The organism is Parabacteroides faecalis (assembly GCF_022809355.1).
GTDB lineage: Bacteria > Bacteroidota > Bacteroidia > Bacteroidales > Tannerellaceae > Parabacteroides > Parabacteroides faecalis.
In genome coordinates this window covers 60,411-85,623 of sequence record NZ_JAKZMM010000011.1, presented here as the reverse complement: position 1 = coordinate 85,623, position 25,213 = coordinate 60,411, and the positions used below count along the sequence as shown (strand labels likewise).

At 39.9% G+C, this 25,213-nt stretch carries 18 protein-coding genes; 12 read left to right on the top strand and 6 right to left on the bottom strand.

All coding sequences use genetic code 11. The features are described from left to right. Positions 1–55: 55 nt before the first annotated feature. From MUN53_RS06155 to MUN53_RS06135, 5 genes are all read right to left on the bottom strand, one after another. Positions 56–451 carry a hypothetical protein gene (locus tag MUN53_RS06155; RefSeq protein WP_243323939.1) on the bottom strand — a complete coding sequence of 132 codons (396 nt, stop codon included), beginning with the start codon at positions 449–451 and terminating at the stop codon, positions 56–58. Next, complete coding sequence (locus MUN53_RS06150; protein ID WP_243323937.1) at positions 408–815, bottom strand: phage holin family protein; 408 nt, start codon at positions 813–815, stop codon at positions 408–410. The genes MUN53_RS06155 and MUN53_RS06150 overlap by 44 nt, the downstream gene beginning before the upstream one ends. Further along, complete coding sequence (locus MUN53_RS06145; RefSeq protein ID WP_243323936.1) at positions 815–1,036, bottom strand: YtxH domain-containing protein; 222 nt, start codon at positions 1,034–1,036, stop codon at positions 815–817. Before MUN53_RS06145 ends, MUN53_RS06150 begins: the two co-directional genes overlap by 1 nt. Before the next feature lie 76 nt (positions 1,037–1,112). Beyond that, on the bottom strand, positions 1,113–1,973 hold the full coding sequence (gene prmA / locus MUN53_RS06140) for a 50S ribosomal protein L11 methyltransferase (protein WP_243323935.1): 861 nt from the start codon (positions 1,971–1,973) through the stop codon (positions 1,113–1,115). Positions 1,974–2,042: 69 nt separating this feature from the next. Continuing rightward, entirely contained in the window at positions 2,043–2,606 is a 564-nt protein-coding gene (locus MUN53_RS06135; RefSeq protein ID WP_243323931.1) for a DUF4890 domain-containing protein, read from the bottom strand. 202 nt (positions 2,607–2,808) lie between these two features. Between MUN53_RS06135 and MUN53_RS06130 the strand changes: the two genes are divergently transcribed. Further along, entirely contained in the window at positions 2,809–5,538 is a 2,730-nt protein-coding gene (locus MUN53_RS06130; protein ID WP_243323930.1) for an alpha-L-rhamnosidase, read from the top strand. A gap of 117 nt (positions 5,539–5,655) precedes the next feature. On the opposite strand, the gene MUN53_RS06125 is transcribed toward MUN53_RS06130, so the two are convergent. After that, a complete protein-coding gene (locus MUN53_RS06125) occupies positions 5,656–6,651 on the bottom strand; it encodes a sugar phosphate isomerase/epimerase family protein (RefSeq protein WP_243323924.1) in 996 nt (331 codons plus the stop codon). 585 nt (positions 6,652–7,236) lie between these two features. Between MUN53_RS06125 and rplU the strand changes: the two genes are divergently transcribed. From rplU to MUN53_RS06070, 11 genes are all read left to right on the top strand, one after another. After that, positions 7,237–7,554 carry a 50S ribosomal protein L21 gene (gene rplU / locus MUN53_RS06120; protein WP_243323921.1) on the top strand — a complete coding sequence of 106 codons (318 nt, stop codon included), beginning with the start codon at positions 7,237–7,239 and terminating at the stop codon, positions 7,552–7,554. 22 nt (positions 7,555–7,576) lie between these two features. Then, positions 7,577–7,843, top strand: coding sequence for a 50S ribosomal protein L27 (gene rpmA, locus MUN53_RS06115; RefSeq protein ID WP_022455000.1), 267 nt, complete (start codon positions 7,577–7,579; stop codon positions 7,841–7,843). A 212-nt stretch (positions 7,844–8,055) separates the two neighbouring features. Beyond that, on the top strand, positions 8,056–10,776 hold the full coding sequence (locus MUN53_RS06110) for an alpha-L-fucosidase (protein WP_243323920.1): 2,721 nt from the start codon (positions 8,056–8,058) through the stop codon (positions 10,774–10,776). A 316-nt stretch (positions 10,777–11,092) separates the two neighbouring features. Next, entirely contained in the window at positions 11,093–12,196 is a 1,104-nt protein-coding gene (locus tag MUN53_RS06105; protein WP_243323919.1) for a BF3164 family lipoprotein, read from the top strand. Positions 12,197–12,896: 700 nt separating this feature from the next. Then, a complete protein-coding gene (locus MUN53_RS06100) occupies positions 12,897–13,721 on the top strand; it encodes a DUF6261 family protein (RefSeq protein ID WP_243323917.1) in 825 nt (274 codons plus the stop codon). A gap of 228 nt (positions 13,722–13,949) precedes the next feature. Continuing rightward, positions 13,950–17,030 carry a SusC/RagA family TonB-linked outer membrane protein gene (locus tag MUN53_RS06095; RefSeq protein ID WP_394803045.1) on the top strand — a complete coding sequence of 1,027 codons (3,081 nt, stop codon included), beginning with the start codon at positions 13,950–13,952 and terminating at the stop codon, positions 17,028–17,030. Positions 17,031–17,072: 42 nt separating this feature from the next. Continuing rightward, positions 17,073–18,692 (top strand): RagB/SusD family nutrient uptake outer membrane protein, encoded by a 1,620-nt coding sequence (locus MUN53_RS06090; protein ID WP_022454692.1) that lies wholly within the window; start codon positions 17,073–17,075, stop codon positions 18,690–18,692. A 90-nt stretch (positions 18,693–18,782) separates the two neighbouring features. Further along, a complete protein-coding gene (locus MUN53_RS06085; RefSeq protein ID WP_243323916.1) occupies positions 18,783–21,698 on the top strand; it encodes a glycoside hydrolase family 2 TIM barrel-domain containing protein in 2,916 nt (971 codons plus the stop codon). 19 nt (positions 21,699–21,717) lie between these two features. Further along, complete coding sequence (locus tag MUN53_RS06080; protein ID WP_022454694.1) at positions 21,718–22,755, top strand: glycoside hydrolase family protein; 1,038 nt, start codon at positions 21,718–21,720, stop codon at positions 22,753–22,755. Between the two features lie 225 nt (positions 22,756–22,980). Then, a complete protein-coding gene (locus tag MUN53_RS06075; protein WP_243323915.1) occupies positions 22,981–23,871 on the top strand; it encodes a sugar phosphate isomerase/epimerase family protein in 891 nt (296 codons plus the stop codon). A gap of 75 nt (positions 23,872–23,946) precedes the next feature. Continuing rightward, positions 23,947–25,203 carry a Gfo/Idh/MocA family oxidoreductase gene (locus MUN53_RS06070; protein WP_243323914.1) on the top strand — a complete coding sequence of 419 codons (1,257 nt, stop codon included), beginning with the start codon at positions 23,947–23,949 and terminating at the stop codon, positions 25,201–25,203. The last annotated feature ends 10 nt before the right edge of the window (positions 25,204–25,213 follow it).

Genomic DNA, 25,213 nt, shown 5'->3' with positions numbered 1-25,213 from the left:
TTGTTTTCGGATGAAAATCCAATGAAAAAGTGTATCTTCTAACATAAATTAATCCTTACTTCTTCTTCTCCGATGATTTTTTGGAGGGAGAAAAGAGGTTTGTTATCTTTTTCCGGATTGTACGAATCCCCCAACTGACTACTAGGGGCTGAATAATTTCCCATGCTAATGGCACTAAGGCTTTTCCTACGGATAAATAATCAGATAACCCGAGTGGTGAGGTTGTTGCTGGTGTTGCCGATGCAACTGTACCTTGAGCTGTTTCTCCTTTCTTATCCGGTTTGGCAGGGAATAATAACGATGATAATCCGGAGAGCAACAACGATCCGGCGTTTTCTTGGATATAAGTAAACGTCTTGTTTATTTTATTCTCTTGTTCCAGACATGCTTGCTGGATACGTTGTTTGTCAGCCAACAGTTTTTCCAGCGGCGTCTGTTGCGGATGGTTCATCGTCTTTTGTGTTTTGTTTGTCGTCGTTGGCAGCCAAGGCTGCAATTACTAAATTCAAGATCTTTGTCCGTATTTTGGCTTCGTTTTTAGTAATGATCCAAATAATCGCTATATATAATAAAGCGACGATGGCAAATCCGGAGCCAGGAACATCCAGTATTTCTCCGAGGAAAAATCCTAGAGCCAAAAATATGAACAAAACGGCAAAGAAGGCCAGGAATAATAAAATTAACCCGTATGAGAGAAGGCCAATTACTTTACCTGTTCTCTCATACGTGTTTAATTTTAGTAATTCCAGCTTCAGCTCCATATAAGCTGAAACATCTTGCTTAAGATTCTGAAATACTTTCTCGCTGTCGTTCATTATTCAGCAATCACTTCTTCTACGGGTTTAACAGCTTCTGCTTTTCCTTCTTTGTATTTTGCCAAAGCTGAGTTAAATCCTTCTTTTACCTTTCCAACTACACTATTTAGTTCGTTCAGTAAATCTTCTCTTTTGTCTGTTGCTGCCAAATAACCAACTGCTGCACCAACTGCTGCGCCTACTACAAGGCCCAATAATAATTTAGAATCAACGTTTTTCATGACTGTCTCTTTTTTAAATGTTTATTATATAACGCCGAAAATATGGAAAATGTTTGGATTAAGCGTGTAAAATATGTTAAATCTGCTCAGGCTTACTAACTTTTACAGCAACCCAATTGTCTTTTTCCCGGAATGAATCGAATCTTAATCCGTTTTTCTCGCATTCAGCTTGGATAACGGGGATATCTTCTTGATAAAAACCACTCATGAAAAGACTGGCTCCTGGTTTCATGCAGTGAACATATTGGCAAATATCATTCAACAGGATGTTCCGGTTGATATTGGCAAACACGAAATCGAATTGTCCGAAACGGGCAATTTGTTCAGCTCCGCCTAAAGCTACCTGAATATCTTCGGTATGATTCAATCGGATATTTTCCAAAGCGTTATTGTAGGCCCATTCGTCAATATCGATGGCTACAACTCTTTCGGCTCCTCTCAGCTTGGCAAGAATAGCCAGTACGGCAGTTCCACAACCCATATCCAGCAATTCTTTCCCTTGCAAGTCTAATTGCAGCATTTCCTGAATCATCAGGAAGGTGGTTGCATGATTGCCTGTTCCGAACGCCATCTTCGGATCGATAATAATATTATAGGTATAACCCGGTTCTTCCGGATGAAACGAAGCCCGGATAATGCATTCCTGTCCGATCCGTATTGGTTTGAAGTAGTTCTTTTCCCATTCTTCGTTCCAGTCTTTACTTTCAATGGGCGTACAGGTGTAATGGATATGGACTTCCGGAATAGGGAAATCGTTTAGTTTCTCCTTGAGGGCTGTTTCCGAGTAGAGCTTATCCTGAATATAAGCCTGCAGGCCTTCGTCTGTTTCCGTAAAGCTCTCAAAACCGATTTCACCTAATTCTGCTGCCAGAATATCACTTACTACTGAAGGCTCAATTGCAGATTCGTAATTAAAGTTGACTTCGTAATAGTTCATATCTTTTATGTTTGATTTATTACGCAAAGATACAGGAATCTGCCTATCCTTTTCGCTTTGAGGACGGATTTATTTTTCTTCGGGTGGAACGGGCGGTTTTCCCGGTTCGTTCTTTCGTTTTAATTGTATTTCTTGCCAACGGGTATATTGTTCGTCTGTTAATATCTTCTTTAGTTTCTTTTCTTTTTTCTGCCGGGCTTTTTCCAGCTCTTTTGCCATATCTTCATCCATTCGAGGCGGTCTTGGGTGCGACATGCCTTCTGGTCCCATACCCATCGGCGGGCGTTCTCCTGGCTGTCCCATCATGGGCATTTCTCCTTCTCCTGGATTTCCTGGCATCATGGGCGGACGCATTTGTCCCATACGGTTTTCTATTAGGGATTTCTGCTCTTTTAGGATTAGTTTATATACCTTCTTATATTGTTTTTCCGTCAGATTGAGCTCTTTTGCCATTTCTTCCGTAATCTGTTTTGCCGACTTTTCCGGATTAGGTATTTCCTTAAATGGAGCTTTCCCTTCTTCCTGTTGAGGGAAAGGCGGTTGCATGTCAGGGAATTCTTCTTGTGCCATGACGGGAATCGTATAGAGGAAGAAACCCGAAACGAGAATTGTTTTGATAGTCTTGTTCATCATATTGTCTAATCTTTTATCTTTTGGGATACAAATTACCGGAAACAGACATTCTTTTTCAAAAAGAATCGACTAAAAAAGGTATTTTGTCTATGAATACTTTTATTTGTGTCAAAATAGATAGTTTACGTGTCAATATTTAAAGTAAAGTGACGGATTTTATTTGTTCCTTTGACAATCATGTACAATCTAAAATCTATTATAAATGAAAAAGCAAATTATTTTATGTAGTATATGCTTAGCCTTGGTAGGAATAATGGGTTGTAATCCTACTTCCGATTCCATACAGGTAAGTCATTTGCGGGTCGAGATGAAAGACAATCCACAGGGAATTGACGTAGAACATCCTCGTTTTTCCTGGCAGATACGTAGTGAACAGCCGGATTTAGTGCAAACTGGTTATCGAATTCAGGTAGCGGCTTCGGCTGAAGACTTGAAAGCGGAAAAGAATCTTTTGTGGGATTCGGGAGAAGTTGATTCAGATCAGTCGCTTTGGATTGCTTATGGCGGAAAATCTTTACAGGCTAAAAAGCCTTATTTCTGGCGGGTAAAGGTAAAAACGAATCAGGGTTCCGGAAAATGGAGCGATATCCAGACTTGGGGCATGGCGATATTGGATGCCAATGGCTGGAAAGCGCAATGGATTGGCGAGAATGCTTTGAGTAATCCGGGCGAGAAAGATCAGGGTGAAACAAGGCTGGCAGCTCGTTATCTGCGAAAGCCTTTTCAGGTCAGTAAAGAGGTAAAACGCGCTGTGTTGTATATTTCAGGTTTGGGTTCTTCGGAATCTTATTTGAATGGTAAGCGGATCAGCAATGATGTCTTTGCGCCGATGCCTTCGCTTTATACATCGCGTGTATATTATAATGTATATGACGTCACTGATTTATTACAGCAAGGAGAGAATCTGTTGGGTGTCGTCTTAGGTAACGGACGTTATTTCTCGATGCGTGTTCCGGGTATGCTGACGACGGGCTTACCTTCTTTGTTGGCTCAGCTGGAAGTAGAATATACCGATGGTAGCGTCGATCAGGTTGTCAGTGATACGAGTTGGAAGGTAACTTCGCAGGGACCGATTGTAGCGAACAATGAATTTGATGGTGAAGAGTATGATGCCCGGAAAGAATTGAAGGGCTGGAATACCTTATCGTTTGATGATTCGGACTGGAGAGCGGCAGACGTGATGAAAGAGCCGGGTGGAAAGCTGACGGCTCAGCCGAATCCGAATCTGGCGGTGCAGGACACTGTCGTTCCTGTAAACGTAATAGCCCGTTCGGATGGGAAGTTTATCTTGGATATGGGCCAGAATATGGTTGGTTGGCTGGGTGTAAAACTGAAAGGGAAAAACAATCAGCCGATTACTTTCCGTTTTTCTGAGATTCTTAATCCGGATACTTCTCTTTATGTGGCGAATCTGCGTTCAGCGAAAGTAACAGATGTTTATACACCGGCCGTTGATGGCGAATTCTCTTGGCAGCCGAGCTTCGTGTATCATGGTTTTCGTTACGTTGAAGTTAGCGGTTTGGATTATCAGCCTTCCAATCGTGATTTCGCCGGTTACGTGGTGTATGATGCAATGTCTACTTCCGGTCAGTTTGAGAGTTCGAATGCGTTGGTAAATCAGATCCATAAGAATGCATTCTGGGGTATTCGCAGTAATTACCGAGGTATGCCGACTGACTGCCCGCAGCGTGATGAGCGTTTGGGTTGGTTAGGCGACCGGGCAACGGGAGCCAGTGGCGAAGCCTACTTGTTCAATAATGCGCTTTTATATAATAAATGGTTGCAGGATATTGAAGATTCGCAGAATGAAGCTGGAAGTATTTCGGTGGTTTCTCCGAAGTATTGGGAAATCTATGCCGACGATGTGACGTGGCCTTCGGCTTATTTCTATGTAGCGGATATGCTTTATCGCCAGTTTGGTGATGACAGTGCGATCCGGAAACATTATCCTTCGATGAAACGCTGGATGCAACACATGGAAGAAGTAGCAATGAAAGATGGTGTGATTGTTAAGGATACGTATGGAGACTGGTGTATGCCGCCCGAAGAACAGCATCTGATTCATTCACAAGATCCGGCCCGTAAGACGGACGGTGCTATTCTGAGTACGACAGTTTACTATGATTTGCTGAATAAGATGGTTAAGTTTGCCGAGTTGTGTGGACAGACGGCTGATATTCCGGCCTACCAGAAGCGTGCTGCCGAAATGAAAGAGGCTTACAATGCCAAGTTCTTCAATCGGGAGACGGCTCAGTATGGCAACAATACGGTGACGGCCAATATTCTTTCCTTGCGTCTGGGACTTGTTCCCGAAGGATTTGAACAGAAAGTGTTCGATAATATTGTACGCAAGACCGAAGAAGATTTTGGCGGCCATGTTAGTACTGGCGTGTTGGGTATTCAGCATTTGATGCGTGGTCTGACGGAATACGGAAGGAAGGACTTGGCGTTTAAGATCGTTACGAACGAAACATATCCAAGTTGGGGCTATATGATTAATAAAGGCGCTACGACGATTTGGGAACTTTGGAACGGTGATACGGCCGATCCTGCCATGAATTCGGCCAATCATGTGATGTTGTTGGGCGATCTGCTGATCTGGTATTATGAAGACTTGGCCGGAATTAAATGTGCTGACGGTGCTCAGGCCTTTAAGAAAATCGAAATGGCTCCGGTCTTTCCGGAAGGTTTGAATCATGTTAAGGCTTCGTATGAATCGGTCTACGGAAAGATAGTAAGCGACTGGACGCGTGACGGCAATCGTCTGGACTGGCGTGTGGTGGTTCCAGGCAATACGACGGCTGTGATACGGATTCCTAAAGAATATGGCGTGAATGTTTCTTCACAACCTGGTATCCATCAGGTGAGTAATACGGAAACAGAGTTGGTAGTCGAGGTTGGTTCTGGCGAATATCACTTTGTCAGTAAATAATACTTCCGGTCTGTAAAGGTTGGAAAACAAATAAGTTCACAAGGTTCTAACTTGTAATAAAGCCATGTACCTTGTGAACTTATATTATCATGTATATATGTTTATACCTGATAGACGTTATTTAACAAAGTCTGCGTTTTGTAGATATTGTGCACTCTTCTCAACCCCTTCGAATTGTGTACGTCCTTTCCGGTCGCCTTCCAGTTCGACATAATAACCTAAGATGCCGATTTCATATCCTTTCTTGAAGATATTCGGGAAGTTCATCATACCGGAATCGCCGATAATCCAACGGTCTTTGATGTGCAATAATTTGAATCTGTCGGGATAATCTTCCAGCCATTCCAGTGGATCCTGCTGTCCCATAACCGCCCAGTAAACATCCAATTCGAACATGACCTTGCTTGGGTCGGTATTCTTCAGGAACAATTCTTCAATATAAGTACCTTGCGGTTTATCCCAAGGCTTCCGGTTTGGATCTGGTTTCTCTCCGGCTTTCAAAACACGCTTAAATTCGTTGCTATGGTTATGGTAACCCCAAAGGATACCTGCGCTTTTCGTTATCTCACCAGCCCGGTTAAAGATGTCGCAAACCCGCTTGGCATCATCTTCGTTTTCGATTTGGGGAAGACTGGGTTGAACCATACATGTAACTCCTAGTTCTGCATGGATGTCGGTAGCCTTCTTCCAGAATTCTTCAAATTTAGACATGTTCTCTTTGGTATAGTCCCGTAAAGAAGGAGAGAGGTGTGAACTGGTAATCTTCATTCCGGCATCGTCTACCATCTTCTTATAATCCTTAGGTGCAATGAATGTGGTATTGTCGGCCGAATAATCGCCGAATTTACCGCTGTCTTCTTTATAACCGAATATTTCCAGTTCGGTATATCCCATTTTTGCCAGACGTTGCAACCCGTTTGGCATGTCTTTTAATAATTCCTGGCCTAAAGAATACGTTTGTAATCCCATTTGTTTTTTAGCAGCATTATTGGAAACGGAACCAGCACTTGCTAGAAACTCTGCTGATTTATTAGATGCCAGCATCGATTGGCTAGCTAAACCTCCCAAGGTTAGGAGGGAGATGTTTTTCAAAAAAGTTCTTCTGTTTGACATAGTAAATAGACTTTAAATATTCATGTAAAGCAAAAATAGTGTAAATGAAACGTTTCATGGTTCGTTCCATCCGTTAAAATAAATAACCAGACTTCCGGAAATACTTGTTTTTTGATATATATCAAGTTGAATAAAGGCGCGAATCCTTTTATATCTCTTGATTGCTGATGAAAAAGAGGGTTTGTTTCTTGATCTTAATTCTCTTTTTAAGTAAAATATCTTTTAAACTAATTAATTCATATATGTGAATTGATTACATCACAATTGTGAGTTGATTAATTTATATTAGTGAATTAATTAATTCACCAATGTGATGTAATTAAATATCGGTATATTTGAAGAGAAATCCACAAGATTCTAACTTAGTTGGAGGATACTTGATGTTAATTGGGAAAGACAACGTCATGAGGAGATTGGTTGTTCGTTGGGGAAAGCGAAGAAAAATAGGAAAATAAAACATGGAAAGTTTGTATGATTCATATTTAATATCTAAATTTGCAACCGATTTTCCGCAGAGGGTAGAAAAGTAGTATCAGAAAGAATACTCACCCCCGGGACCTAACCTGTTTAAAGATAAAAAGACAGATGTACGTAGTTGTAGAAATTAACGGTCAGCAGTTCAAGGCAGAACAGGGCAAAAAATTGTTCGTTCACCACATTCAGAACGCTGAAAATGGCGCAGTTGTTGAATTCGACAAAGTATTATTAGTAGATAACAACGGCGAAGTAAAAGTTGGTGCTCCGGTAGTAGAGGGCGCAAAAGTAGTATGTGAAGTAGTTTCTCCGCTTGTAAAGGGTGACAAAGTATTGGTATTCCACAAGAAGAGAAGAAAAGGTTATCGTAAATTGAACGGTCACCGTCAGCAGTTCACAGAAGTATTGATTAAAGAAGTTGTTGCTTAACGTTTAAAAGGAGTAAGAAGAAATGGCACATAAGAAAGGTGTTGGTAGTTCTAAGAACGGCCGTGAATCAGAAAGCAAACGATTAGGTGTTAAGTTGTTCGGTGGTGAAGTTGCTAAAGCAGGTAACATCATCGTACGTCAGAGAGGTACAGCTCATCATCCGGGTGTAAACGTTGGTATGGGAAAAGATCATACTTTGTATGCATTGGTTGATGGTGTTGTTACATTCCACAAGGGAAAAGAAAACCGTTCATTCGTTTCTGTACAGGAAATCAAAGCAGAAGCTTAATAAAAATATACGGTTTACTAAGATAAAGAGAAGGTCTGCCTATTGTTAGGTGGACCTTCTTTTTTTATTGTTTATGTAGATTCTTTTAGAGAATAGTAGGGAGAATGATCGGAATTTGTACTTTTCTTCCCCCAATCATGATAAAACTATATTTTCTTCGCCTTATCTTTGTATCATAGAAAATTATCAGACTTAACTTAAATGGATAAATCATGAAAACGAAACGGAAGTATGTTTTTTTAGTTTGGTTGCTCTGCCTGACGGTGTTGGGATGGGGAACACCCATTAAAGTGGCTTGCGTCGGAAACAGTATTACCTATGGTGCCGGTATTGTCAATCGGGATAAGAATAGTTATCCGGCACAGTTGCAGGCTTATTTGGGCGAGAAATATGAAGTACGGAACTTTGGACATAATGGGGCGACTGCCTTGTTGAAAGGGGATTATCCGTATATGGAGACGGAAGAATACAAGCAATCGTTGGCGTTCTTGCCGGATATTGTGTTTATTAAGTTAGGAACGAACGATTCAAAGCCTCAGAATATTAAATATAAGCGTAAGTTTAAGTCGGATTATCTGAAGTTGATTCGCAGTTATCAGGAGTTGTCTTCTCATCCTCGGATTATTTTGTTGGGTCCGGTTCGTTGCTTTTTGTCACCGGACGATAATATCAAGGAAAGTGTTATTCAGGGAATGCTGGTTCCGGTAATTAAGGAAATTGCGAAAGAAGAGAAGCTGGAATATGTGGAAATGCATGATCTGATGGGAGAGACCTATGATGCTTCCTTAATGCCAGACCGTTTACATCCGTCTTCCATAGGTGCAGGACGAATGGCTATGCGCTTATGTCATTATCTGGAACCAACGACAGAAAAGGCCAATCCTTGTACATTCGCAATTCCGGGAAATGAATATCGCTCGGCGGCTGGTTGGAAAGAAGGAGCCGATTGGCATGCTGTTTCAGAAGAAATCACGCAGATTCTTTCCCGAAAGAAACTGGATATTCTGTTTTTGGGTAATTCCATTACACAGGGATTGGGTGGCAGTCGCGAGCTGGTTACGTATAAACCGGGTAAAACAGCAGTGGATAGCTGCTTCAAAGATTTGACTTGGGAATCAGCAGGTATTTCGGGTGATCGGACAGAAAACTTGTTATGGCGTTTACGCCATGGTAAATATGGCGCATCTAAGCCTGCGTATGCAGTGATAACCATAGGAATTAATAATGTGAATGCCGGACATCGTGCTGCGGATATAGCAGAAGGAATTTGTGCGGTAGTAGAAGAAACACGCAAGCAAATGCCTGAAACGCAAATTCTGTTGATGGGTTTGCTTCCAGCCGGACTGGAAAAAACTTCGCCTATGCGTATGAAATGTGATTCGATCCATTCTATTCTGCAGCGTAAGACTTGGGGAGATGTTGTTTACGTTAATCCGACTTCGTGGTTTGTTCAGGCAGACGGCTCTTTGGTAAAGGCCTATTATGGAGGTGATTTCTTGCATCTGACACCTGCCGGTTATCTGAATTGGTGCAAGCATTTAAAAGAATATATCCGTATTCCATCTGTATTAAGTGGCGGAGGCGATTTGAATCCGGATTTGAAAGCTCCGGAAAAGGCTTTGGAAAGATGGCAGGATTTACGCATCGGCTTGAGTGTTCATTGGGGACCTTCGGCATTAGGTGGCAAGGAAATTGGCTGGAGTCGTGGTACTTCCATCCCAGCTAAGAAATATGATCAGTTTTATAAACGGTTTAACCCGAATAAGTTTGATGCTGAAGAATGGTGCCAGTTAATGAAGCGTTGGGGAATACGTTATGTCTCTCCTACATCAAAGCACCACGACGGCTTTTCCATTTGGTTTTCGGATTATTCGGACTATGATATGGAAAATGCAGCCCGTAAAATTGATATCCTGGGTGAACTGAAGAAAGCTTGCGATCGGAACGGACTGGTTTTGGGGGCTTATTATTCCAATATAGATTGGTATCATCCGGATTGGACACCCAATGATCATGGAGGTCCGGGAACTCTCTTCAAGAAACAGGCGGATAGTCCGAACTTGGAACGTTATTTTAAATATATGGAAGATCAGGTTACAGAAATTATCCGTAAATATGATCTGGCGTTTATCCAATTTGATGGAGAGTGGGATGATACTTATACACATGAAGTCGGTTCGCATTTTTATCGTAGATTTCATGAAGTAAAACCGGACATCTTATTAAATACCCGTATAGATATAGGGCGTCGTTCTGTAAGTGCCACGAATCATGTAGAGATCGATGGGAAACGTTTTGCCGGTGATTTTCAAGATCGGGAACGTCTGGTGAACCATGGGAATAATGTAACCAAATGGGCTGATCATCCCTGGCAAGCATGGGTTACGATTGATAAACGTCAGTGGTCATATAATCCCAATCCTCAATTGATGACGGCAGAAGAGTTGATCAAAGATATGGTACATGTTGTCGGAAACAACGGAAACTATATGATTAATCTGGGTCCGCGTCCGGATGGAAGTTTTGATAAACCGCAAATCGCATTGATGGATACGCTGGGTATGTGGTTAAACTCTCATGCTGAAATGATCTATGGAACGAGAGGAGGCCCGTTTTATCCTTTCCCCGGAGGAGTTAGTACCCGTAAAGGAAACAAAGCCTGGATTATGGTCACTGATAAATCTCTGATGGAAGTCTGCTTGCCTCGTCTCTTGCAAACGTTTGAGTCTGTAACAGATTATGAGACACACAAGCCCATAGAATTTTATGTAAAGGATGATGAATATGTTCATTTTGTGTTACCAGAAGCAAAGGACAATGAACCGGTCCGTGTTATTGAACTACTGTTTGATGCAGAAGTTAAAATGTGTCCACGCCAACCAATCTATGAAACGGGACAGGCTGCCAATGAGCAGACAAAAGGATATTATTGATGGAATAAGAAATTTTGTAAGCAACTTGATTTAGGGCAAGAATATCTGCATACGATATCTTTAAATAAAAGTAACGAGAATCAGTAGCAATTCTAATAGGAATTGTTTTTGATTCTCGTTACTTTTGATTTAGAGTTTCGTGCAAACCTTTTTATGAAAATCTTCATTTAGAAATCATTTTCACTGTATGTCATTATCAACTTGTCTTTCAATGAAAATTCGAAATACAGAAAGATTTTTCAAAAAAGTTTGATTTTCGCTCCGTAGTTTTTGTTTGCTATACGTTTTGCTTATAGAGGGTTAATTATCAATCATTATGAAAATGAAAAAACTAGTTTTGTTATTGGTTTATGCTTGTTGGTTTGTGGGAGGAATATGTTTCTTTTCTTCGTGCCAAAGACAATTGGATGCAAATGCAAAAATAGTAAAGGTCTCAGTTGATCAAGCAGATGAAGAATACTTAGCTTCTTCTTTCATCCGAAATTATAAAATAATACCTCTTGAAACGAATGAAAATTGTTTGTTGTCAAGTATTGATAAAATAAAAAAGGTAAATGAAAAGTTGTTTGTGTTGGATCGAGTTAATAATGCAATTTTTATATTCAGAGAAAGTGGTGAATATCTTCAGTCTTTGTTTAAAGTCGGAAATGGGCCAGGAGAGTATGTCCAAATAATGGATTTTGATGTTGAAGATGATTGTTTATATGTATTAGATTTTCCACGTCAAGCGATTTTGAAGTATAATGAAGATTTATCGTATGAAGGGATGGTTAAATATCGTACTATGGCGAGCCAGTTTCTTATTTTAGGTGAAAAGATTTTTCTATACAATGAGCCTTCTGGTCAAAAAGATGATTATCGCTTTTCTTTGATAGATAAAAACGGTAATTATATAGAGAATATACTACCAAGAGAAGAACTGGCTACTTATAATTATGGTGGGATAGATGTGTTTTCGAAAGTGAATAATATACCTTTTATCTCTCCCATATATGGGAATATGATATATAGCGGGGATCAGTTTGATCAAGCATGTCAGATATGTTTTAGTGAAAGAACTTTTCCTGATGGTGAGAATATAGAGGAATATGATATTTCAAGTCCAGACTTTACTTATTTGTTGAAAGAACATTTTTTTGTTACGGATCATCATTTTATATTTAGTTATGGATATGATGGTAATCGTTGTTATGCTGTGTATGATAGGGAAGACGACAAAATGATTGCACAAGGAAAAATCAAGAATGATTTAATTGAAAACTTTCGTTTCTTTCCTCGTTGGGGCAATGGAAACCTGCTTATCGAAGAAATCAATCCCGATTTATTATATCAATATTTCCCTTCTTTATTAAATAGGAAAGAATTATTAGAGTTAAAGGAAGAAGATAATCCTGTTGTTGTTTTGTATGAGGTGAAATAGTTTCTTAATTTTTGTTTTTCTGTGGCCTATGAGAAAAGTCGATTATCACCTTCAAGAAAAAATATCATGAATGCTTGTGTAATTAAATAGTCTTAATTATATTTGCGCCCGTTAATAGTCGAATACCATTTATAATATCATGTTAACACAATTTATGGATATAATTTTTGTGGAATCAAATAAAAGATTAGCCAGCCAGCCAGCCAGCCTAATCTATTATATAAAAGAAAGAACGAGCGAAAGCCCGGTTACTGAAGGATTTTATCCTTCAGTAACCGGGCTTTGCTCGTTCTTTTTATGTGGTAAAGACTTAGCATGCTATGCTTCTGAGTGACTTGGAAAGAGTAAAAATAGAAAAGTGAAGCTTTCGAGTGACTCAGAAGGAGTAAAAATAGAAAAGTAGATCTTTCGAGTGGCTCAGAAGGAGCAAAAATAGAAAAGTAGATCTTTTGAGTGACTCAGAAGGAGTAAAAATAGAAAAGTAGATCTTTTGAGTGGCTCAGAAGGAGTAAAAATAGAAAAGTAGATCTTTCGAGTGGCTCAGAAGGAGTAAAAATAGAAAAGTAGATCTTTCGAGTGGCTCAGAAGGAGTAAAAATAGAAAAGTAGATCTTTTGAGTGACTCAGAAGGGATAAAAATAGAAAAGTGAAGCTTTCGAGTGACTCGGAAGGAGTAAAAATAGAAAAGGAAGGAGATTTTTATGGCTGTATTTAAAAAGTTTGAGGGAAGCAATGCTTCTCGTTACAACAATTCCCTGCATGCCGCCTATCACACGGCGCAATTGAAGCAGTTGCAGGCGGTGGGTGAAGAGACGTTAGAAACCATGCACGTTTCGGGTGAATTGTTCGAGGGGTATGCGATGACGGTTGATGATCTGACCGAGCGGTCGATGGAAGCCCAGGCCAGTACCTCAACCGGCGATACGACGGCTCTCGATGTGGAGCGCGACCGTCTGTTGTCGATGTTGTTCTTTCTGGTAGCTTCGGGATTGTTGTCGGCTGTAGCAGAAGAACAGGCAGCAGCCAAGACATTAGACGTGATCCTTCGGGTTTATAAAGGTATCCAAGGGAAGGCGATGGATGTGGAGACGCAGATGATCCGGGGTTTGCTGGTTGATTTGAAGAAGGACGAAGCTGCCGCGGCAGTCACAACCCTGCGCTTGAACGAAATCCTGACACAGCTGGAAACAGTGAATGACAAGTTTGAGGAGGTGAAAGATGTACGCGTCAAGGACCGCCAGGCAAAGCACCTGCAGGTCAAGACACAAGATTTGCGCCTGCTTGCCGACACGCAGTTGGAAGAAATCCAGGACTTGATCCGTGCGACGGGCATTATCGCAGCGACCGATCCGGAATCGGCCGTGTTGCTGGGTATGGTGAACGATTTGATAGACGGCATGAATGGGGTGACCCGTAACTTCAAGACCGTGTTCAACCAAAGCACGGCACAAAAAGAAGCAAACAAGAAACCGGACGAAGGCGAGAGTGACGATGGCAACTTGGAGTTTGTACCGGTAGAAAAATAATGAACTTTACAAATTAAAAAATAGAAAGCCTATGACGGATAAGAAAGAATAGAGAACGAAAGAAGAGGGTGTACTCGGTAAGTATATCCTCTTTAAGAAGTCAAAATATAGACTTAAACAAAAAATAAAATCAAATACCAAATTAATTAATTACGATAATTTATGGATAAAAAGAAAATCAAGGTAGCTAACGCCTTGTTGTTAACCGGATGTAAACACTATTTCAGCGTGTTTAAGTTAACCTCTTTAGTGGGAGTGATGTGTGTCTCTTCTGCTTTTGCGGAGAGTGTAAATTTGACAGGAGTCTTGCCGGAGATAAATGTGGTACAGCAAAACGGCAAGATAACAGGTACGGTAGTCGATCAAACAGGTACGCCTGTTATTGGAGCGAATGTCATGGTAAAAGGCACGACCAACGGTACAATTACTGATTTTGATGGAAACTTTGTTTTGGATGGAGTGGATGCAAATTCTGTACTGGTCGTTTCCTATATTGGTTATAGCAATTTTGAGGTGAAAGTCGGAACACAAGATAAGTTCTCGATTACACTGAAAGAAGATTCACAGGCTTTGGAAGAAGTTGTAGTTGTGGGTTATGGTACGCAAAAGAAAGTGAACATGACTGGATCTGTATCACAAATAGATAGTAAAGCGCTGGAAAGCCGTCCTATCCAGAATGTTTCTTCAGGTTTGCAAGGTATGATGCCAGGTGTTCAAGTAACATCAGGACAAGGACGTCCGGGACAGGATGGTGCGACTATACGTATTCGAGGTGTCGGTACTTTAAATACAGCAGATCCATATATTTTGGTTGATGGTATAGAAACAGGAACCATGAACTCGGTTGACCCAAATGATATCGAAAGTATCTCAGTATTGAAAGATGCTGCTTCAGCTGCTATCTATGGATCAAAAGCTTCCAATGGTGTTATTTTGATTACCACAAAACGAGGAAAAACAGGAAAGCCCCGTATTTCTTATAATGGATATGTAGGAGCACAAAAAGCAACAGAATTGGTAGATCGTATGAGTTCATATGATTATGCCAGATTATATAATCAATCATTGGTAGATAACGGATTGAATGCCCGTTTTTCAGATGATGATTTGCAAAAGTTTAAAGATGGTTCTTCTCCTTATACACATCCTAATACAAACTGGTATGATGAAGCTTATCAAACAGGTGTACAGCATTCTCATAATGTAAGTGTAAGCGGTGGTACGGAAGATGTGAAATATATGGGTTCTGTTGGTTATTTGAATCAAACAGGTATTCTTCCGAATGCAGAACGACAGCAGTTTAATGGTCGTACTAATTTGGATATGAAACTAAATTCCCGTTTAACTGTTCGTTTAAATCTGGCTTATATTAAAAACGATTATTCAGATCCTAACTCTTCATATGCAGGAGGTAGTTCAGACCAGATTATTCGTCAATTAAACCGTATGGCTCCGTGGATTGTAAATCGTTATGAAGATGGTACTTACGGAACAATTTCTGATGGAAACCCAATTGCGTGGTTGGATGCGGATCAGACAGTTGATCGTAAAAATCAGAATTTCTCAGGAACATTGGCGGCTGACTATAAGATTATAGATGGATTGGTAGCTACGGTTACAGGATCTTATGTAAATAATCAGCAACATTATCGTGCATTCCAAAAGTATATTAAATATAATGCCAATAAAGAGACTGAGCCTAATAAGCTAAATGAAAACTATTATGGATGGCATCGGGCAACATTCGATGCATTGCTGAATTATGATAAGTCATTCGGACAACATAATTTGAAAGCAATGGCAGGTTGGCATACTGAGAAGTATGATTATACAGAAAATACAATGGAACGTAAAAACTTCCCGACAAATGATCTGGATGATATGAATGCAGGTGATGCGGCAACTCAGAAGAATACGGGATATACACGTTCTTTGGCAATGATTTCTTGGTTTGGACGTGTTAATTACGATTATGCCGGAAAGTATTTATTAGAAGCTAATATTCGTTCAGATGCATCTTCGCGTTTTGCTGATGGACATCGTTGGGGATATTTCCCTTCATTCTCTGGAGCATGGCGTTTGAGTGAAGAAGGCTTTATGGAAAATGCTAAGGATTGGTTGAGCAATTTGAAGCTTAGAGCTTCTTGGGGATTATTAGGTAACCAAGATGCGTTGGATGATTATTATCCTTGGATGAGTACATATAATGTAGATGCAAGCTACCCATTAGGAGGAACATTGCAATCCGGATATTATCAGAAGTCTTATAAGCTGTCTACTATTACTTGGGAAAAGGCTAGAACTTGGGGACTTGGTTTGGATGCAACGATCAATAATAAGATTAATTTTACTTTTGATTATTATGATCGCAAGACAACAGGTATCATTATGGACGTTCCTGTTCCTAACGAATTCGGATTGGATGCCTATAAAGATAATGTAGGATCAATGGTCAATCGTGGTGTTGAATTGATATTGAGTTACAATAATCAATGGGGTGACTGGTCTTTTGGCGCTACTGCTAATATGGCTTATAATAAGAATAAGATTTTGGATTTGGGTGGTGTTGAATCAATGGTTGATCCCAACAATGGAAATAAACGTCGAATCCTTGGTGAACGTTTAAATTCTTACTATGCATATAAGGCAGATGGTTTCTTTAGTTCGGATGAGGAAGCTCAGGCATGGATGAATAAATATTCAACACAAGAAGGTTATCCTTTTGGAACAAGACAGTTTAAAGGTGGTGATTTGATTTATCAAGATACCAATGGAGATGGTAAGATTACATCTGATGACCGTACAATCATTGGATCTTCAGATCCTTCTGTTACTTTTGGTTTGAACTTGAATGCCGGATATAAAGGATTTGATTTGTCAATGGTATTTTCAGGTGCAGCAGGTGTTTATCGTTTGATCAACCAAGAAGTAACTGGATATTTTAATGGTGACGATTCTCACCCGGCAACTGTATGGTTAGATGCTTGGACTCCTGAAAATCAGGATGCAACAATGCCGCGTATTGCATATTCAACGACATCTCCAAGTTTGTCTTCAAATGTAGTATCTTCATTCTGGATTCAGAATGCAAGTTATTTGCGTATGAAGAATTTACAATTTGGTTATTCTCTGCCAAAGAGTGTTATAAAGTCTGTTGGAATTGAAAATTTACGTTTCTATTATTCAGTAGAAAATCTATTTACAATTCATAATATGTTGGTTAACGTGGATCCTGAAATCCCAGTAGAACGTGGTTCAAACTTCCCGTTGACACAAACTCATGCTTTTGGTGTGAACATAACATTCTAAGTAACGATTTATTTAAGGTAAAAATTATAATTATAAGAATATATGAAACGTTTATTAGTATATATGCTAGCAGGAATGTCTTTGATAGGGACTTCTTGTTCAGACTTTTTGGAGACAATCCCTCATGATGCCTTGTCTCCTAGTACGACTTGGCAAACAGAAGCTGATGCAGAGAAATTTTTGATTGGCTGTTATGATGGTTGGGCTGATGAATCTGGTATATTATATTGGGACTGTGGTTCTGATTTCGGATTTAACTATCATATCCATGAGGGATGGCGAAATATAGGAAATGGAAGTATGACTGCAAGTAATCAAGTAGCAGGTTATTATTCATTTAGTATGATTCGCCGTTGTAATGATTTCCTGACAAATATTGCGAATATAGAGTTCGCAGAGGAGTCTAAAAAGAATAATATGATAGGACAAGTAAAGACGATTCGTGCTTATCAGTATTTTTTGATGAACTGGATCTATGGTGGTGTACCTATCATTGAGTCTTATGAGACGGCAGAAGAAGCTCAAGTACCTCGAAATTCAGAAGAAGAAGTAAAGAACTTTATTTATAATGAATTGGATGAGGCTATTCCAATGTTGTATGATGCTCCAGAAGCAAGTGGTTACATTGCTAAAGGTACTGCTTTGGCTTTGAATATGCGTGCTTCATTATTTTATGGAGATTATCAGCGTGCCAAAGATGCGGCAAAAGCAATTATGGATTTGGGAATCTACGAATTAGATCCGAGTTATGAAAATCTGTTTACTTTAGCGGGTCAAAATTCGAAAGAGATTATTGCATCTGTTCAGCATGATGAAAATTTATATTCAAATTGGATGATTGCAACCATGTATAATAATGCTGACGGAGGATGGTCATCTATGGTTCCTACTCAAAACTTGGTTGACACTTATGAAATGAGTAATGGTTTGACAAAGGAAGAAGCAGGTAGTGGTTATGATGCAACTCATCCGTTTGCTAACCGTGATCCTCGTATGGCTATGACAGTTCTTTATCCTGGTATGGACTGGGTTGGATTAACTGGTAAAACAATATTAAATACGTTGGATGCAACTATTGATGGGGCAAAGAATCCTAACTATCCGGATGATGCAGATAATGCTTCTAAAACGGCTTTAACATGGGCTAAATATTTGAATCCTTATACGCAATATGGAGATATTTGGAGTACAAATGCTCAGCCAATAGTTTTCCGTTACGCAGAGGTTTTATTGAGTTATGCTGAAGCCGAAAATGAATTGAATGGTCCTTCTGCAGAAGTTTATAATTTATTGAATCAAGTTCGTAATCGAGTTGGTATGCCTGATGTAGATCAGAATAAATATAATAATCAGGCTAAGTTGCGGGAATTGATCAGACGTGAACGTTCTGTAGAATTAGCAGGAGAAGGTTTACGCCGTCAGGATATTATTCGTTGGAAGGATGACAGCGGAAAGATGTTAGCAGAGACAGTCTTAAATGGACCTTTAACTCGTGTTGTGGGAACTGTCAATACTTCTGAACCAGATCCGACAAAGCGTGCTACTATATCTGGAACTGCTTTAGTTGAAAATCGAGCATTCGCTTCTTACAATCGCTATTTACCGATACCGCAGAGTGCTATCGACAAGAATCCTAATTTGAAACAAAACGAAGGATATTAATATTCTGTTTGAAATAAAGTTTTTTAAGAAAGGGATGTATTGGCAGAGCCAATATATCCTTTTCATTTGTAATGAGAAACACAATATTTTATGAAATGTAGCAGTGTATTGTATTATTGTCTGGTCTCTATTTGTGTATTGTTTATAAATAGCAGTTGCAGCAATTCTTCATTAGGCCGGGAAACATTAAACATGAATACCGATTGGGCTTTTTATCGGGGTGATATAAAGGATGGATATGCAACGGAATTAGCAGACTCAAATTGGATTCCTGTCGTTTTACCTCATATTATGCAGTTGGAAAAGAAACATTGTGGAGGTAATTCTATTTATGATGGTATAGGTTGGTACCGCCGTTACTTCAAATTACCCCGAAAATATGCGGATAAACGTGTCGTGGTTTCTTTTGAAGGTGTGATGACAAACTGTGAAGTCTATTTGAACGGTAAGAAAATAACAGAGCATCATGGCGGATATATGGGATTTGTCGCAGATTTGACCGGGCAGATCAAGTGGAATGAAAATAATGTTCTGGCTATTCGTGTTTCGGCGGAGCCGGATCCATTAACACCTCCTGGAAAACCACAAGATAAGATGGATTTTTACTATTATAGTGGAATTTACCGGGATGTAAGGATGATAGTTACGGATAAGATATATATAACGGATCCTTTGCAAGAGGATCTTGTTGCTGGAGGTGGTCAGTTTGTAACATTCCCGGAAGTAACACAAGATAAAGCCCGGATTCATCTTTCTACGCATATCCGGAATATAACAGATACTGAAGAATCATTAATTGTACGTTCGGTATTAAAAGATTCTACGGGATGTGTTGTTGCCGAGGAAGAAGCTTCTGTCAAGCTGGGTGGCTTGTCGGATCAAACGGTTGTACAAGACTTGACTGTTGAGTGTCCAGCATTGTGGCACCCTTATTCTCCTAGTTTATACCTGTTGCAAACCCAACTATTGTCGGGTTCTTCAGTATTGGATCAAGTAGAACAGCACATAGGAATTCGGACAATTAGTTATACAGCTAAGGATGGCTTTTTTATTAATGGAGAGAAATTATATTTACGTGGGGCAAATCGTCATCAGGCATATCCGAATGTAGGAGATGCGGCTTCTAATTCCATGCAGGAAAGAGACGTGATTGATTTGAAGCGAGGTGGTTATAATGCTGTTCGGGCAGCACATTATCCTCAAGATCCTGCCTTTTTGGAAGCTTGTGATAAATATGGATTGTTAGTAGTTGAATGTATTCCGGGTTGGCAGTTTTATAATCCTGATTCAATTTTCATCAAGCGTCTTTATCAGGTAGGGCGACAAATGATTCGCAGGGATCGCAATCATCCTTCTGTTGTACTTTGGGAGACAGCCTTAAATGAATCAAGATATCCAGTATCTTTAGCAAAAGAAATATATGAGTTGGCACATGCCGAATATCCGGGAGATCAAATGTACACAGCTGGTGATTATTTCGGTCATGCCGAAATGGAACCCTATTATGATGTCTTTTATAAACAAGTATCCAAGTTTCCGAAGGATGGAGATGTCATGAGCAATTATCCGGAAGACTTCCTTTCTATCAAACCCTTGTTTACAAGAGAATGGGGCGATGGAGTAGGAGAAAAACCTCGTGTCAGCTTGAAGGAAAGTGAAGAAGAACAGATGCGTCAATGTCGTAGTCGAATCGAGCAATTAAATGGAAAAGGTTACTTCGACTGGTGTATGCTGGATGCGAATCCAACTATGGGAGGACATTTTGTATGGAGTTATAATGATTATGCCCGGGGTAGTCAGGATGAAACGATGTATAGCGGAGTAGTCGATATGAACCGTTATCCGAAGTTTAGTTATTATATGTTACAAAGTATGCGGGATCCTGCTATCTCTCAAGCCGGATTATATGACGGTCCTATGGTGTTTATTGCTTCTTATAATGCATCGGCCGATTTTGCTTCTTCAACGACAGATATTACAGTTTTTTCCAATTGTGAAGAAGTTCGCCTTTATCGGAATGACAGATTAATAGGAACACAGACTCGAGCAGAACGAACGCCTCTTTATCGTTCGATTGTAGAAAAAGGTGGTAGTCCGATGTTTGTCTTTAATGCAGGAGGTTATGAAGCCGGCACCTTAAAGGCAGAAGCTTTGATTGGAGGAAAAGTAGTAGCGACACATCAAGTAATGACGGCGGAGAAACCGGACCATTTGGAAATAGATATAAAGACGAATGGTATAACTCCTATAGCCGATGGTTCGGATATGATTCCTGTATATGTGAAGGTGTGTGATAAGAATGGTTCTCTGGTTGCAGATTCACAGCAGGAGATCAGTTTCCGAGTTTCGGGAGAAGGAAGTCTGATTGGGGATACGATTCGTCGTATAGGAATTAATCCTCAACAAGCCGAAGGCGGAATTGCTTTTGCTTTTGTTCGGACAACCAAGAATGCCGGGAAAATTATCGTAGAGGCTTTGGCTGATGGATTAGTATCAGGAAAAGCTGAAATAGAAACGATACCTAGTGATGAATCATTTTTGTCGGATGGAGAACATCTCCCATTTACAGGAGGAGAAGAAGATCATGTTGTGGTGAAACCTTCTTCTTGGCAAAAACGAATCTTGGAGAAACCTCGTCTGAAGATTCAGTCTGTTCGGGTTGATAGTAGTCAGCGGGAGTATCCGGCATCTAACATAATAGACAATGACGATGCTACGTGGTGGATTGCGAATGATGATAAATGTCCGCAAGTAATCACGTTAGTATTGGATCGTGTAACGTATGTTTCAGCGAGTCGTATTTTGTTCCAAAAAGATAGTTCTTCATATAAGCATAAGGTAGAAACCTCAAAAGACGGAGAACGTTGGGAAGTCTTGTATGAACGGGAATGTACAGGTTGGGAATTTAAACCCATGACAGTTGACCGGGAGATAAAATATTTTCGTGTTATAATCAGTGGAGTTTCGGAAGGGCGTGCTGGTTTAGGTGAAATCTCCTTATATTAATCAAGAAATAGTCTGGTATATGAAAAAAGTATTATTGATTTTATTTGCTTTGTTTTCTACGGCAAGTCTTTTTGCCCAGCAGAAGCCATTTGATATCGAACATGCTCCGGCTCCATTGTTCCGATGTCCTATTTATGATGGTCCGACAGATCCGACCTTGGAATGGAATGAAGAACGTCAGGAATGGTGGATGTTTTATACGCAACGTCGGGCCAACGTCGAGAATTTACAAGGAGTTGCTAATGTGTATGGCTCTAAAATAGGTATTGCTGCAACCAAAGATTATGGGCGAAACTGGTATTATATAGGTACGGCAAACATACCGGAACCACAACAAGGGCAAAGTACATTTTGGGCTCCGGATGTGTTCCGAGACAAAGATACTTATTATATGATCGTTACTTTCATTCCGGGTATTCATCCATTCTGGGGTGGTGACTGCCGTTTGGTATTTTATAAAAGTAAAGATTTGTTGAATTGGGAATTGGTTGAAGAAATAGAAAATACACATGGTTGTATCGATGCATCTGCATTCCAAATGCCGGATGGAACTTGGAAAATGTGGTATAAGTCTCCAGATTCGAAGACATATACGGGTGTAAGTAAGAATCTGGAAACTTGGAAAGTCACAGGCTTGTGTGAAATTGATGATGTTCCTCATGAAGGTCCCATTGTGTTTTATTGGAAAGGTAAATATTGGAATATCATAGATGAGTGTAATTTGGGTTATGTTGGTTTGCATTGTTACGAATCAGAAGATGCAACTCATTGGACATATAATTCAACCATACTCAACAAGCCAGGACTTCGTCCGGATGATTTTGACCAAGGTCGTCATTGTGATGTAGTCGTTGTCGATGACCGTGCTTTTATTTTCTATTTTACGCATCCGGGCCGTACTTACAAGATGGATGGCATGGAAGTAGAAGAGAATACCAGGAATTATCATCGAGCATCTATTCAGATAGCAGAACTTGAATATGTGGATGGTAAAATTGTTTGTGACAGAGATCGCTACTTCAAGAAAGTACCATCGCCAATAGAACGAAAGAAGTAATTAGCAGAAGTAACGAGAATCATTTTCAATCGTAATGAAGATTGTTTTTGATTCTCGTTATTTTTATTTGCAGTTTAGCCTTCTGCAATCTTTTGTCTGATATGTGTAGGAAGAATCTTATTTTTCTAGTGAATAAAACTTTTCACTATATTTAATAGGTACGGGGAGCTTGATTCAAGTTCCCCGTCTTAAATTTGTAGAATCAATACTAAACTATATAATACGATGAAAACAAAATTATCATTATTGGCAGTAGCTTTGCTGTTCGCTTTTACGACGGTTCAGGCAGAGAATGAGATCACAATAGGGGTGATTCAGTATGATTTGAGTGATATTGATAAGAGCTTTAAGGATCTGCATGATCAGGGATTTGGCTCTTGTGAGATTAATTATAGGAGTAATACATTGACGAAAGAATTTGCAGAACAAGTTAAGGCTGCATCCAAGAAACATCAGATTAAAGTAACTACAGTTGTGGGTGTTCCTGGTTCTAAAAGTGTTTGGAATTTCCGACAGGGACCAGCTACGATCGGTCTGGTTCCGACAGAGGAAAGAGCTGAAAAGATAAAGGTTTACCATGAAATGATAGATTTCTGTGCAATGGCAGATATTCCAGCCATGCATTCTCATTTTGGGTTTATTCCGGAAGATCCGTCTTCTGCCCAGTACAAAGATTTCATCAAAGTCATGCAAGATTTGGCTAATTATGCGAAAGAACGGAATGTCATGATTTACTTTGAAACAGGTCAGGAAACACCGACTACATTGATTCGTGCCATTAAGGACATAGGTACGGGGAATGTGTTTATCAATTGCGACTTGGCTAACTTATTGATGTATGGTAAAGCCAACTCTTTGGATGCTGTAAAACTGTTTGGTCCGCTGATTAAAGAGTTTCATGCAAAAGACGGGAAATATCCTGATCCGAATAATCCGTATGAGTTAGGAGCGGAAGTTCCAATTCCTACAGGTGAAGTAAATTTTCCGGCTGTTATTGCCGAATTGAAGAAACAAGGCTTCAAAGGTGCTGTTACCATAGAATGTGAATTAAATGGAACACGCCATGACTATGTGGTTAAAACTCGTAAATATCTGCAGGAATTGCTAGATAAGTAATATATTTGACAAATTATTAGCAGATACATCAAAAATTGTACAGAATTTAATTGTTAATCAGTAAAAATAGTTACTATGGGAACGAATAGGAGGGACTTCCTAAAAACCCTGGGAGGCGTAGCGCTATTTTCGATTGTGCCGCGTCATGTATTGGGGAACGGTTACATTGCACCGAGTGATCAATTGACAAAAGGTATTATTGGAACGGGAGGAATGGGTCGTGGTCATTTAAATTACGGTGGAACTCGTTTGGTTGCCGTTTGCGATGTAGATAAGAATCATTTGGAGTTGGGAAAGAATCTGGTAAAAGAAAAGATTGCTGCTTATCATGATTTCCGTGATTTGATATTGGATCCGAATGTGGATATTGTTCATATTGCCACACCTCCTCATTGGCATGGTATTATGTCGGTTGAGGCTGCTAAAGCAGGTAAAGATATTTGGTGTGAGAAACCTATGACAAGAACAATCGGTGAAGGAAAGCGTGTGATGGAAGCAGTGAAACAGTACGGACGTATGTTCCGTCTGAATACTTGGTTCCGCTTTACCGACCAATTCTATGGTTTAGGAACTCCAGTTAAGCCTTTAAAGAAATTAGTACAAAGTGGATTATTAGGTTGGCCGTTGAAGGTAACGATCAGCAAACACACAGGTTTTGACTGGAAATTCTATTGGGTAGGTAAAGAATATCTCGAACCGCAACCTGTACCTAAAGAATTGGATTACGATATGTGGTTAGGTCCGGCTCCTTACAAACCTTATAATGCTCATCGTGTTCATCAGACTTTCCGTGGTTATTGGGATTATGATGGTGGTGGTTTAGGTGATATGGGACAGCACTATATCGATCCGGTACAGTATATTTTAGGAAAAGATAATACGAGTCCGGTGAAAGTCGAAGTAGATGCTCCTCAACAACACCCGGATGCTGTGGGTACATGGCGTTCGATTACTTATACCTACGAAGACGGATGTCAGATTGTTTTGTGGGGTGGTGATTTCGGTGATCCGAATACGCCGTATATTGCAGGACCGAAGGGTAATGTTTATAAGAACTTTGTATGTGATATTCCTGATTGGGAAAAGAAATTATCAGACTATCCGGAACCGGAACCGCAGGTGACAGATTTCATAGAATGTATCAAGACTCGCCAGCCATTTGCTTTAAATGAACAGAATGGTTTCCGTTCTGCTACGATTGTGAATATGGGAGCTGTTGCTCTTCGCTTGAATCGTACGTTGGAATTTGATCCGGTGAAATTAGAGTTTATCAACGATGAGGCCGCTAACCGGTTGTTAGATCAACCTATGCGTGCACCATGGAATATTTAACCCATAAATT